The organism is Nonomuraea deserti (assembly GCF_004348685.1).
Classification (GTDB): domain Bacteria; phylum Actinomycetota; class Actinomycetes; order Streptosporangiales; family Streptosporangiaceae; genus Nonomuraea; species Nonomuraea deserti.
Genome location: NZ_SMKO01000124.1, coordinates 16221 through 28823, shown reverse-complemented (window position 1 = coordinate 28823; position 12603 = coordinate 16221). Strand labels below are relative to the sequence as shown.

Here is a 12603-nt window from a genome sequence, read left to right as displayed (position 1 = left end):
CCCCCGAGGCGCCCGTCCCCCGTCGAGGAGCAGCCCTCCGCCGACGAGGACGACCCCGCCAGGCTCGAGATCCTGCGTCGCGAGCGCCTCCAGGAGGACATGCTCAACCGGCCTGTCCGCCTCTTCCGCACGTTCATGCTGGTGGTGACCGCGTTGATTCTGGCCGCCGCGGTGGCGGGCTACCTCGCGTGGTCGTTCGCGCTGCTCGGCGTGGTGGCCGCCGGCGGCGTGGCGGGCATCTGCACTTTCGCGCTGCTGCAGGGCGACAGGGCGGTGAAATACCGGGTGCTGGAGCAGCAGGCCAAGGACGAGCGGCAGCGCCGCGAACGCGACAAGGAGCTGTTCCGCGCGCAGGAGGAGCACGCCCAGCGCTACCGCGAGTGGCAGGAGTCGAAGGACCGCCACGACAAGCAGCTCACCTGGTACGCCGTCGCCGTGCCCGACGAGCTCGACCGCATCGACGTGGCGGGCGGCACGTTACCCGGGTGGTCGGCGCTGATCACCCTGCTCGGGGCGACCCGCCTCTACAGCGGCGGCCACCTGACCGTGCTCGACCTGTCCGAGGGCGCGATCGCCAAGGACCTGATCGAGCTGGCCCGCAAGGGCGGCGACGACCCGCTGGTCTGGGTGCTCCCCGTCGACCTGCCCAAGCTCGACCTGGGCGCCACGCTCAAGCCCGAGGCGTTCGCCGACGTGCTGGCGCACGTGGTGAGCGTGAGCGAGGAGCACCGCAGCACGCGCGACCTCAGCTTCGACAACGCGATCCTGGAGCGGGTGCTCGAAGTGCTCGGGGAGAACGCCACGATCAGCCAGGTCACCGCCGCGCTGCGGGCGCTGGCGCAGGTGGGCGACCCGCGCGACGACCTGAGGTTCGGGCTGATCACCGCGACGCAGCTGGAGCGCATCGGCACGCTGTTCGGCCGCGGGGTGAGCGACCGCGTGGTGATCGAGCGGGCCTGGGCGCTGGAGTCGCAGCTGCGCAAGCTGGAGTCGCTCGGCACGGAGGCCGTACGCCTGCCGCCCGCCAGGCTCCGCGTGGTGAGCATGGACCGCCAGGCCGGCGTGTTCGGCAACCGGGTGCTCGGCACGTACGTGGCCACCGCGCTCACCCACATCCTGCGCCAGTCGCCCGCCTCCGACCGGCCCTGGTACCACACGATCATCGTGGCGGGCGCGGACAAGCTGAGGGGCGACGTGCTCGACCGGCTGATGGACGCCTGCGAGACCTCGCGTACGGGGCTCGTGCTGACCTACCGGTCGCTCACGCCGACCGTACGCGAGCGGCTGGGCCGTGGGCACGCCGCGGTGGCGTTCATGCGGCTCGGCAACGCCGAGGACGCCAGGGTCGCCAGCGAGCACGTCGGCACCGAGCACCGGCTGGAGCTGGCACAGCTCACCGAGACGATCAGCGACTCGCTGCCGGGGCTCGACGGCGGCTACATCTCCACGGTCGCGCAGGTGGAGGACGCCAGGGACGACCGCGACGAGAGTCACGACCTCGCCGGCGACATCACGGAGTCGACCGAGTGGGGCAGGACCGCCGACAAGATCTCGGAGAAGGAGCGGGTGCTGCAGCGCTCGCGCGAGTTCCTCGTCGAGCCGCACCAGCTCCAGCAGCTGCCCACCACGTCCGTGATCGTCACGGACGCGACCGCCCAGGGCAGGCGCGTCCGCCTCGCCGACGCCAATCCGGCCATCCTGGCCTTTCCCAAGACCACTCTCGGCGAGCTGGAGCACGTGCGCGACGCCGTGCTGGCGCTCGACCCGCACGCGCAGGAGGGCGACGAAGAGCCTCCGCCGAACCTCGGGCCACCACCGCCACGCCTGGACTGGCGCAAGGGCAGGCAATGACATGGTCAATGTCAAGGCGACGAGCTGACGGTTGACGGAATTTAACAAAGAACCGTCTGTGGGGGAATGAAATGCAGCCGAGCGTCTCGCTGAGCGGACCCTGGTACCGAATCCAGTCGATCGCAGCACCCTCGCGAAGCTCGTCGGCGGAATGGGATTTCGTCACCGTGCTTCCCGCGGTGCTGTCGGCGGCGCAGCGCGACCGGCCGTTCGTCATCGGGTGGCTGTCCAGAGGGTCGGGCGCGCCGCTGGAACTCATCACGAACGCGGGGCCGCTGTCGCCGCCACGCCAGCCGCGCAGGTCCACCGACGCGCCCGGCCGGCCGAGCGGGCCGCAGCCGCTGCTGTTCCCTGGCGGAGCGCGCGGCGTGCAACTCGACGAGGAGTACCTCGCCGACCTGGCGGACCTGGTGTGGACGCCGTGCCCGGGGCGGCAGGCGCCGCCGCTGGGCAGCAGGGGGCGGGAGTTCTCCGAGCTCGACCCGGACGAGCTGAAACGGCCGACGTTGTTCGAGTCGACGCTGGTGACGCTGATGTCGCGGCCCTTCGCGTGGCTGGTGGTGGCCGAGCCGACCGACCTGCTCGACGCCGAGGTGGCGCACCTGCGTACTCAACTCAACGTGCTCAGGCAGTACGGCGACGCCTCCGAGCGCTCCCGCTTCGACGCCGAGCGCGCCGAGCGCCGCATGCAGGAGCTGGACGCCTTCCGCGAGGCGGGGCTCTGGAACGTGCGCGTGCTGGCCGGCGGTGCCACCGCCGACGAGCTGCGGCAGATCGCACCCGTGCTCGTCGGGTCCGTCGAGATGAGCCACCACCCGTACCGGCTGCGCAGCTCGCACGGCGCCGTCTACGCGCTGTCGGAGGCCCTCGCCATCACCATGCAGGACCCGGCCGACGGGGCCGCGGCCCCGTTCGCCGCGACCGCGGGCGCGCTGGCCGCGCTGGCCGGGCTGCCCCGGCGGGAGGTGCCGGGGGTGCGCGTGCTGGACTCGGGCTTCTTCGACGTGACGTCCGAGGCCGATGCGGGCGAGCTGGAGCTGGGCGAGATCCTCGACGGCCAGGACAGGGGCGTCGGCACGTTCCAGGTGCCGCTGGCCACTCTCAACCGGCACGCGTTCATCACGGGCGCGACCGGATCCGGCAAGTCGCAGACCGTCAGGCACCTGCTGGAGCAGCTCAGCAGGGCCCGCATCCCCTGGCTGGCCATCGAACCGGCCAAGTCGGAGTACGCCGCCATGGCCGGCCGGATCGACGACCCCCTCACGGTGATCAACCCGTCGGCGCCCGACGGCGTGCCGTTCAGCATCAACCCGCTCGAACCTGAGCCCGGCTACCCCGTGCAGGCCCACATCGACATGGTCAGGGCGCTCTTCATGGCGGCGTTCGACGCCGAGGAGCCGTTCCCGCAGATCATGTCGCTGGCCCTGCAGCGCGTCTACGAAGCCACCGGCTGGGACGTCGTCACGGGCGGCGCCGTCCCCGGCGCGAACGTCCCGCCCAGCGTGCCCACCCTCGAACAACTCCAGCAGCACGCCATGGACGTCATCAAGGAGATCGGCTACGGCCGCGAGGTCCAGGCCGACGTCGAGGGCTTCATCTCGCTCCGGCTGCGCTCGCTGCGTGTCGGCTCGGCCGGCCGCTTCTTCGAGGGCGGCCACCCCGCCGACATCGGCGGCCTGCTGGAGCGTGACGTCGTGCTCGCCATCGAGGACGTCGCCAACGACGAGGACAAGGCGTTCCTCATGGGAACGCTGATCATCAGGATCGTCGAGCACCTGCGCATGCGGGCCAGGCGGGAGAAGTCGCCCGAGCTGCGGCACGTCATCGTGATCGAGGAGGCGCACCGGCTGCTGCGCGACCGCGGCCACGGCCGGGCCTCCACCCACGCCGTCGAGCTGCTGGCCGGCCTGCTCGCCGAGATCAGGGCGTACGGCGAGGGCATCGTGGTCGCCGAGCAGATCCCGACCAAGCTCATCTCCGACGTCGTCAAGAACACCGCGCTGAAGGTCGTGCACCGGCTGCCCGCCGAGGACGACAGGAAGCTCGTCGGCGCCGCCATGAACCTCAGCGACGAGCAGTCCCGTCACGTGGTCTCGCTCCAGCCCGGCTCGGCCGCCGTCTTCGCGGACGGCATGGACCGGCCGCTGCGGGTGCGCGTGCCGCTGGGGGAGTCCAGGGAGAAGGTCGTGCCGGGACCGCCGCCGCCCATCCGCGGCCGCAGGTCGGCGGCCTGCGGCAAGCAGTGCCGCACCGGGCAGGCGTGCACGCTGGTCGAGCTGCGGGAGGCCGACGTGCTCGCCGACGCGCCCGAGTGGGCCTGGCTGCGCATCTGGTGCGAGACGGTCGTGCTCGCGTTCGTCAGCAACCGGCCGCTGCCCGGCGTGCCGCGCGCGCTGTCGGCCGCCTGGGCCGACCTGCCGGCGCGGCGCAGGGAGTGCCTGCTGGCCACCCTGATCGAGCGGTCGGTGCAGCGGCGCGCCTGGTCGTTGCGGAGCTGGTTCGACCCGGCGCTGCTGACGGAGAAGGCCGCGGAGACGGCCACGCGGCTGCTGTCCGCGCTCGACAACGGCGGCGAGCGGCCGGGAGCGTCGTGGGTCATCCCGCAGGTGCGCTGGCTGCACGAGGTGGACCGGCTCTTCCCGTACGGGCGCCCGGCTCCCGACCTGCGCACCCCGGCGCCGCCCATGGAGTACGCCCTCTTCCGCCAGGCGAACGGCAACGGCGTCGGCGACCTCGCGCCGGCCGAGCTGCTCGGCCACCGGGCCAAGGCCCTGCGCCACCACCCGCTGTCGATGGAGGTGGACCGCAACCGTGAGCTGGCGTGGCGGGTGATCCTCGGCGACGACGAGAACGAGTCCGTGCAGCGGGACGTCATGACGGTCGCCATCGGCATCGAGTCGTCGGCCCGGCTCCGGCACGTCGCGCAGACCATGGGGGCCGGATGGCTGGAAGGGGTGCTTTCGTGGCCGCGCCGCTTCGTGCTGCCGTTCGACCACGGCGGCGTCCCGGAGATCGCCTTCGCCGAATCCCCGGCCGCGTCCCCTGCCCCGATTCCGACCCCCTGAGGTGCGCTGCCCGGCCGCGTTTTCCGCCGCGTAGGCGGCGAAGGGGCCAACCACGACTAGGATCCATGCACATGACCCAGCTTCCTCTGCGGGCGCAGCTCGCCAGTGCCCTGGGCCGCAGTGCCGCCACGCTGTCCAGGATGACGGGGCGCGGTGACGGCTCGGTGATCGGTGGCCGGGTCGGGCTGCTGCTGGAGCCCGACCTCCTGCGCAAGCTGGCCCGCGACCGCAAGCTGGCGCTGATCAGCGCGACCAACGGCAAGACGACCACGACCAGGCTGGTCACCTCGGCGCTCCTGGAGCTCGGAGAGGTGGCCACCAACGCGTTCGGGGCCAACATGCCGGCCGGCCACGTCTCGGCGCTCTCCCAGCACAAGGGCGCCCCCTACGGCGTGCTCGAAGTCGACGAGAAATACCTGCCCGAGGTGCTCGACACCACCGGGGCGGGCGTCGTCTGCCTGATGAACCTCAGCCGCGACCAGATGGACCGCGCCGCCGAGATCTGGCTGCTCGCGCAGAAGTGGCGCAGGGCGCTGTCGGGCAAACCCACCCACGTCATCGCCAACTGCGACGACCCGCTCGTCACCTGGGGCGCCTCCACGGCCGCCAAGGTCACCTGGGTCGCCGGGGGGCAGCGGTGGAAGGAAGACTCCTGGTGCTGCCCCGAGTGCGGCGGCCCTCTCGACCGCAAGGACGCCGACTGGGCGTGCCGCGAGTGCACGTTCCACCGGCCGGAGCCGCAGTGGGCGGTCGACGACGACGTGGCGATCGACCCCAACGGCGAGCGGTGGCTGCTCGACATCCAGCTGCCCGGCGCGGCCAACCGCTCCAACGCCGTGATGGCGCTGGCGGTGGCCGACGCGTTCGGGGTGCCGGTGGAGCGGGCGCTGCCCCGGCTGCGCGAGGTCACCTCGGTCGCGGGCCGCTACACCACGGTCGAGCGTGACGGCCGTTACGCGCGGCTGCTGCTGTCGAAGAACCCGGCGGGCTGGCTGGAGGCGTTCGACGTCGCCGATCCGCAGCTGCCGATCATCCTGGCGGTCAACGCCCAGGGCCCCGACGGCCGCGACACCTCGTGGTTGTGGGACGTCGACTATCGCATCCTGCGCGGCCGGCCCGTGTTCGTCACCGGCCAGCGCCGCCTCGACCTGGCGCTCCGGCTCGACGTGGCCGACGTGCCGTTCATGTTGTGCGACACGTTCAACGAGGCGCTGGCCATGCAGCCGCCCGGCCGGGTCGACGTGATCGCCAACTACACCGCCTTCCAGCAGATCCGATCGGAGTTCGGTCGTGCCGTCTGACAGCGCCCTGCGTATCGTCTGGATCTACCCTGACCTGCTGAGCACCTACGGCGACCAGGGCAACGTGCTCGTCCTGGAGCGGCGGGCGCGGCTGCGCGGCATAGACACGGAGACGGTCCACGTACGCTCGGCCGATCCGGTGCCGGAGACCGGCGACCTCTACCTCATCGGCGGCGGCGAGGACCGCCCCCAGATCCTGGCCGCCGAGCGCCTGCGCAGGGACGGCGGCCTGCACCGCGCCATCGCCGGCGGCGCGGTCCTGCTGGCGGTGTGCGCCGGCTACCAGATCATGGGCAGCACGTTCGGCGGCGAGGAAGGCCAGCCGGTGGACGGCATCGGCCTGCTCGACATCTCCAGCTCGCGCGGGCCCGCGCGAGCGGTGGGCGAGCTGGTGGCGGAGGTCGACGCCGCGCTCAACCTGCCCACGCTGACCGGCTTCGAGAACCACATGGGCGTCACCCACCTCGGTCCGGGGGTCAAGCCCCTGTCCAAGACGCTCGTGGGCATCGGCAACGGTGACGGCTTCGAGGGGTGCTACACCGGGCACGTGGTCGGCACCTACCTCCACGGGCCCGCCCTGGCCCGCAACCCTGCGCTGGCCGATCTGCTGCTGTCGTGGTGCGCGGGCGATCTGGCGCCGCTCGACGACTCCCGCTACGAAGCCCTCCGCCAGGAACGCCTCGCGGCCGTCCTGCCGGACTGACGTCCACCGCAACGGGTCAGTTCGTCAGCAGCACGGCCCTTCCGCGGATCTCCCGTGGCGGCCTCGCGACCGGGTAGCAGACGCCCACGCGCGACTGGAGCGGGGCCGGCCAGTCCGGCGCCCGACTCCCGCGGCCGGCACCTGACCCGCACCTGCCCTCGCGGCGTCACGCGGCGGTGCCGCCGCGCGTACTCCGGCCGCCGGCGAGGCGCGTCGAGTTGACCCTGACCGAGGCCGGCAGGGAGATGGCGGTGCGCGTCCAGGAAGCCCGCACGCCCCTGCTCGGCTGGGGGCGAGGGCTGCTGGAGCCGCCGCCACGTGTGCTGCGCCGCGTGCCCGATCACTTCTGACGCGGGTACGGCGATTGACATGCAGCCAATTAGCTGCCTATCGTGGAAAGGCAGCCAGCAGGCTGCATGAATCTGGATGGCGGTAGATGGACGAGGTGTTCAAGGCGCTGGCCGACCCCAGCCGGCGCAGGTTGCTGGACAGCCTGAACTCGCGCAGCGGGCAGACCCTGCGCGAGCTGTGCGCCGAGCTCGACATGGCCAGGCAGTCGGTCAGCAAACATCTGGCCGTGCTGGAGGCGGCCAACCTGGTGACCACGGTGTGGCGCGGCCGGGAGAAGCTGCACTACCTCAACGCCGTGCCGATCAACGCCATCGCGGACCGCTGGATCAACAGGTACGACCGCCACCGGGCCGGCGCCCTGACCGACCTCAAGACGGCATTGGAGAGCACTTCCGTGACGAGCCACGATTTCGTCTACACGACGTACATCAAGACCACACCAGAACGCCTCTGGCAGGCGTTGACCGAGCCCGCCTTCACCAAGCGCTACTGGGGCGTGGAGCTCGAATCCGACTGGACGGTCGGATCGACCGTGACCTGGAAGCAGCTCGGCGTCACGATGGAGGACCCCGAACAGGTCGTGCTGGAGGCCGACCCGCCGCGCCGGCTGGCCTACACGTGGCACACCTTCACGCCGGAGTTCGCGGAAAGCGTCGGCCTGAGCGGCGAGAAGCGCGCCGAGATGGCCGCGGAGCCCAGGTCGACGGTGACCTTCGAGATCGGGCAGGCCGGCGAGATGGTCAAGCTGACCGTCGTGCACGGCGGCTTCCCGCCGGACAGCGCCGTGCGCGATGCCGTCAGCGACGGCTGGCCCGAGCTGGTCAGCAGCCTCAAGACCCTGCTGGAGACCGGCGAGCCGCTCCCCGCGGGGACCGGTCAGTAGACGAGGGCCTGGGCTCCCTCGGCGACCGCCTCCTCGACGAACGCCGGCGCCCCCGCGATGCGCACCCCGTCGATGAGGTCGTCGACGGTGATCTCCCTGCGGGCGGCGCACTGCGTGCAGAGCGTCACCCGGCCGCCGGCCAGCACGGCGTCGAGCAGGTCGCTGAGGGACGCGGCGTGCGGCAGGCTGAACTCCTTGGCCCGCCCCGGCAGCGCGAACCACGACGCCTCGCCGGTCAGCCAGAGGGAAACGGGGACGCCGCTCGCGAGCGCGGCGGCCGCGACCGTGAACGCCTGGTTGCAGCGCTCGGGCGCGTCGGTTCCCGCGGTCACCTTGATCACCAGAGATCGTGCCATGCCCGTCACCCTAACGCTCCCTACTACCCTTGGGGAGCATGGAAGAACCTGAGGTGCACCCCGACCTGGAGCCGATCGCGTTCCTGCTGGGGCGGTGGGAAGGCGCCGGCGTGGGCGGCTATCCGACGATCGAGAGCTTCAACTTCGGGCAGGAGATCGAGTTCGGGCACAACGGCAAGCCGTTCCTGACGTATGTGAGCCGCACGTGGCTGCTCGACGACGCGGGAAACCGGGTCAGGCCGCTGGCCACGGAGTCGGGATACTGGCGGCCGCAGCCCGACAGGCAGATCGAGGTGGTGCTGTCGCACCCGACCGGCATCGTCGAGGTCTACGTCGGCGAGGTCGTCTTCCACAAGATCGAGCTGTACACCGACGTGGTCGCGCGCACCGCCTCGGCGAAGGAATACACCGCGGGTCACCGGCTCTACGGGCTCGTCAACGGCAACCTCATGTGGGCTTACGAGATGGCCGCCGTCGGACACCCGCTCACGGACCATATGTCGGCGGAGCTGAAGAAGGTAGCTTGAGGCGATGAGCACGCCATTCACTCCCGCCGCCGTTCAGGCGATCAAGAGCCACATGAACGACGACCATCCCGACGACGCGCTGATCATCGTACGCGGGCTCGGGGGCCGGCCGGAGGCGACCACCGCCGTGACGAGCGACGTCGACGCCGAGGGCATCGAGTTCACGGTGGACGGCGGCGAGCGGGTGCGGGTGCCGTGGGGCGAGACGCTGACCGAGCGCTCCGAGGTGCGCATGGCCGTCGTGCGCCTCTATCGCGACGCGTGCGACAAGCTGGGCATCCCGGCCCGGGGGCGGCACTGACCCGCGTGTCCGGGCGGGCGATCCGGGCCCGGACATGAAGAAGGGCCCCGGGCGACGCTCCGCCTGCCGAGCAGGCGGGCCGGATGGACCATGGTCGGGATGACATCCCGCCCTCCGGCTGCCAGGGGCCCCGGTGGTTGCCTCGTACTCGCGAACGCCACGAGACAACAGTCCGCGGCGCTAGCGGACAACCACCTCGCTAGTCCAACTATGAATCACCATTGTTTGGACCACCTCCTTTCCGCGTACCAACGAAGCTATGCGCTCCGGCTCGAAAGGGGCAAGCGAATATCGGCCCGACCTCGTCCGGCCGTCCGCCAGCAGGTCGCGGCCACGCGCCTTACACTCGGGACATGACGGAGACGCAGTGGCACGAGCAACTCCGCGCCAAGGGCTACCGGGTGACTCCCCAGCGCCAGCTCGTCCTCGAAGCGATCAAGGAGCTGATGCACGCCACGCCGGAGGAGATCTGCGTCAAGGTCCGTGAGACGGCCCGCGGCGTCAACATCTCGACGGTCTACCGCACGCTGGAACTGCTCGAAGAGCTCGGCCTGGTCACCCACACGCATCTCGGCCACGGCGCGCCGACCTACCACCTGGCCGCCGAGGCCGACCACGTGCACCTGGTGTGCCGGGGCTGCGACGAGGTGATCGAGGTGCGTCCCGAGATGGCCGACGGGCTGGTCAAGGGCCTGGACGACGAGCTGGGGTTCGTCGCCGACGTGCACCACCTGACCGTTTTCGGACGCTGCCGCAACTGCCGATAGCCTGGAGGGCATGCGTAGCCCTCTGCTCGACCTTCCCGGGGCCGTCGCCGCCGACGAGCCGGACTCCGACGTAGCCGCCCACTACGGCGACCTGTTCGCCGAGCAGCGCGCGCTGGCCAAGGGCGAGGCGGTCGTCGACCGCAGCAACCGCGAGGTGATCCGCGTCTCGGGCGCCGACCGGCTGAAATGGCTCAACGACCTGACCTCGCAGAAGCTCGACGCGCTGACCCCCGGCGAGTGGACCCAGACGCTCGACCTCGACCTGCAGGGCCGCGTCGAGCACCACCTGACGCTGGTCGACGACGGCGAGAGCGTGCTGGCCCACGTCGAGCCGGGCACCGCCCAGAGCCTGATCGACTATCTCGACCGGATGCGGTTCATGTTGCGCGTCGAGGTGTCGCGGGTCGACGACCTGGCCGTGCTGTCCACGGCCGGCGAGGACTTCCTGGTGCCGAGGCCCGAGCTGCACGAGCACCTGGGCAGGCCGGTGGCCGGGTTGTGGGCCTATGAGGCGCTCCGGATCGAGGCGGGCCGGCCGCGGCTGGGGTTCGAGACCGACCACAAGACCATCCCCCACGAGGTGGGCTGGATCGGCGCGGCCGTCCACCTGACCAAGGGCTGCTACCGCGGCCAGGAGACCGTGGCACGCGTGCACAACCTGGGGCACCCGCCGCGCCGCCTGGTCTTCCTCCACCTCGACGGCAGCGTCGACACGCTGCCCCCGCACGGCGCCCCGGTGATCTTCGAGAGCCAGGAGGTCGGCGTAATCGGCACGGCGGCGCGCCACCACGAGCTGGGCCCGATCGCGCTGGCCGTGGTCAAACGCACCGTGCCGGTGGACGCGTCGCTGCTGGCCGGCGGGGTGGCCGCCGCGCAGGAGGTCATCGTGCCGCCTGACGCGGGCCGCAACGTCACCATCGACCCGTCGCTGCGCCGCCGCATCCGCTGAACCCCGGCCCGTCGGGGGCCCGCCGCTCCGGAGGCTGAGGTCTCGGGGACCGGCGGGTCCGGGGGCGGGCGGCCGAGGGGTCAGCTCCAGTCTGAGGGCTCAGACCTCCAGCACGAGCGTGATCGGGCCGTCGTTGACGAGCGCCACCTTCATGTCGGCGCCGAAGACCCCCGTCTCCACGTGGGCGCCCAGCGCGCGCAGCTCGGCGACGACGGCCTCCACCAGCGGCTCGGCGACCGGTCCTGGAGCCGCGGCCTGCCAGGTGGGCCGCCGGCCCTTGCGCGCGTCGCCGTAGAGCGTGAACTGGCTGATCACCAGGAGCGGCGCCGACACGTCGGAGCAGGACTTCTCGCCGTGCAGGACGCGCAGGCCCCACAGCTTGGCGGCGAGTCTGGCCGCCTCGGCGCGCGTGTCGGTGTGGGTGACGCCCACCAGGACGAGCAGGCCCGGCTCGGCGACCGCCCCCACCGTCCGCCCGTCGACCTCGACCGATGCCGAACTCACTCGTTGCACGACTGCTCGCATGGACATCCATTCTGGACCAGGAAGAACCGTTCGTAGACTCGTCCCGGAAAGGGGTCGCGACATGTCGGTGGTTGTGGAAGTCGTCCGGTCGGGGTTCGTGGAGTCCACGCACCAGGCGCGCATGCTGACCGTGGACGCCGAAGGGCGCCTGGCCGAGACCCGCGGCGCGGTGCACGTACCCGCCTCGCCGCGCTCGTCGTTGAAGCCGCTGCAGGCGCTCGGCATGCTCCGCGCCGGCCTGCGCCTCGAAGACGAGCTTCTCGCGCTGGCCTGCGCCTCCCACTCGGGCGAGCCGTTCCACGTCGACGGCGTCAGGAAGATCCTCGCCGGGGCGGGGCTGGAGGAGGCGGCCCTGCGCTGCCCCGAGGACCATCCCTTCGACAGGACGGTGACCGAGCGGAGCCGCGTCCACATGAACTGCTCGGGCAAGCACGCCGCCATGCTGGCCACCTGCGTCGCGAACGGCTGGCCGACGGAGACCTACCTGGAGCCCAGGCATCCGCTGCAGCGCACGATCCGCGAGACGATGGAGGAGCTGACCGGGGAGCGGATGGCGGCCACCGGCGTGGACGGGTGCGGGGCGCCGCTGCACTTCGTGTCGATGCTCGGGGTGACCAAGGCGTTCCGTGCGTACGCGCTGTCGTCGCCCGACTCGTACGAACGCAAGATCTTCGACGCGATGCGCACCTACCCCGAGTGGACCTCCGGCACCACCCGCCCCGAAGCCACGCTCATGCGGGCGCTGCCCGGGCTCGTGGTGAAGGCGGGGGCGGAGGCGTTCGACGCGTTCGTGTTCGAGGACGGGCGGGCGGGCACCGTCAAGGTCGAGGACGGTTCGCAGCGCGCCCGCGTCGCCGTCACCGTGGCGGCGCTCCGCTCGCTCGGCCTCGACGCGCCCGAACTGGCCGAGCTGGGCGCCCCAGCGGTGCTCGGCGGCGGCCGCCCGGTCGGCGAGCTGCGGGTCCGCCTGCGCTAGAGCGTGCGGGAGTCCGCTACGGCGCCGGAGTATGTGCGGTGCGCCGCG

At 71.6% G+C, this 12603-nt stretch carries 13 protein-coding genes; 11 read left to right on the top strand and 2 right to left on the bottom strand.

Annotated features, from left to right (window positions below; translation table 11 throughout):
* The 6 genes from E1292_RS33435 to E1292_RS33415 all read left to right on the top strand — a co-directional run.
* Positions 1 to 1851, top strand: a 1851-nt coding sequence (locus tag E1292_RS33435) for a hypothetical protein (RefSeq protein WP_132600396.1), incomplete at its 5' end; no start/stop codon positions are given.
* Between the two features lie 167 nt (positions 1852 to 2018).
* Positions 2019 to 4916, top strand: coding sequence for an ATP-binding protein (locus tag E1292_RS33430; protein ID WP_246090510.1), 2898 nt, complete (start codon positions 2019 to 2021; stop codon positions 4914 to 4916).
* Between the two features lie 71 nt (positions 4917 to 4987).
* Positions 4988 to 6217, top strand: coding sequence for a MurT ligase domain-containing protein (locus E1292_RS33425; protein ID WP_132600390.1), 1230 nt, complete (start codon positions 4988 to 4990; stop codon positions 6215 to 6217).
* Positions 6207 to 6920 carry a type 1 glutamine amidotransferase gene (locus E1292_RS33420; RefSeq protein ID WP_132600387.1) on the top strand — a complete coding sequence of 238 codons (714 nt, stop codon included), beginning with the start codon at positions 6207 to 6209 and terminating at the stop codon, positions 6918 to 6920. The genes E1292_RS33425 and E1292_RS33420 overlap by 11 nt, the downstream gene beginning before the upstream one ends.
* Before the next feature lie 218 nt (positions 6921 to 7138).
* Entirely contained in the window at positions 7139 to 7270 is a 132-nt protein-coding gene (locus tag E1292_RS55135) for a hypothetical protein (RefSeq protein WP_281284080.1), read from the top strand.
* A gap of 86 nt (positions 7271 to 7356) precedes the next feature.
* Positions 7357 to 8154, top strand: a complete 798-nt coding sequence (locus E1292_RS33415; RefSeq protein WP_132600384.1) for an ArsR/SmtB family transcription factor — start codon at positions 7357 to 7359, stop codon at positions 8152 to 8154.
* On the opposite strand, the gene E1292_RS33410 is transcribed toward E1292_RS33415, so the two are convergent.
* The gene (locus E1292_RS33410) at positions 8148 to 8510 is read right to left on the bottom strand and encodes a DsrE family protein (protein ID WP_132600381.1); all 363 of its coding nucleotides are present in this window, start codon (positions 8508 to 8510) and stop codon (positions 8148 to 8150) included. The two genes, E1292_RS33415 and E1292_RS33410, sit on opposite strands and share 7 nt — an antisense overlap.
* A 38-nt stretch (positions 8511 to 8548) precedes the next feature.
* Between E1292_RS33410 and E1292_RS33405 the strand changes: the two genes are divergently transcribed.
* The 4 genes from E1292_RS33405 to ygfZ all read left to right on the top strand — a co-directional run bounded on the left by E1292_RS33405 (position 8549) and on the right by ygfZ (position 11054).
* Positions 8549 to 9037 carry a heme-binding beta-barrel domain-containing protein gene (locus tag E1292_RS33405; protein WP_132600378.1) on the top strand — a complete coding sequence of 163 codons (489 nt, stop codon included), beginning with the start codon at positions 8549 to 8551 and terminating at the stop codon, positions 9035 to 9037.
* Between the two features lie 4 nt (positions 9038 to 9041).
* Positions 9042 to 9338, top strand: a complete 297-nt coding sequence (locus E1292_RS33400; RefSeq protein ID WP_132600375.1) for a DUF2470 domain-containing protein — start codon at positions 9042 to 9044, stop codon at positions 9336 to 9338.
* A gap of 353 nt (positions 9339 to 9691) precedes the next feature.
* The gene (locus E1292_RS33395; RefSeq protein ID WP_132600372.1) at positions 9692 to 10105 is read left to right on the top strand and encodes a Fur family transcriptional regulator; all 414 of its coding nucleotides are present in this window, start codon (positions 9692 to 9694) and stop codon (positions 10103 to 10105) included.
* Positions 10106 to 10115: 10 nt separating this feature from the next.
* Positions 10116 to 11054, top strand: coding sequence for a CAF17-like 4Fe-4S cluster assembly/insertion protein YgfZ (ygfZ, locus tag E1292_RS33390; RefSeq protein WP_132600369.1), 939 nt, complete (start codon positions 10116 to 10118; stop codon positions 11052 to 11054).
* 99 nt (positions 11055 to 11153) lie between these two features.
* Here ygfZ and dtd read toward each other — a convergent pair whose 3' ends face one another.
* Entirely contained in the window at positions 11154 to 11579 is a 426-nt protein-coding gene (dtd, locus tag E1292_RS33385) for a D-aminoacyl-tRNA deacylase (RefSeq protein WP_132600366.1), read from the bottom strand.
* Positions 11580 to 11640: 61 nt separating this feature from the next.
* On the opposite strand from dtd, the gene E1292_RS33380 reads away from it, so the two are divergent.
* Positions 11641 to 12555: an asparaginase gene (locus tag E1292_RS33380; RefSeq protein ID WP_132600363.1), complete on the top strand. Its 915-nt coding sequence runs from the start codon at positions 11641 to 11643 to the stop codon at positions 12553 to 12555.
* The last annotated feature ends 48 nt before the right edge of the window (positions 12556 to 12603 follow it).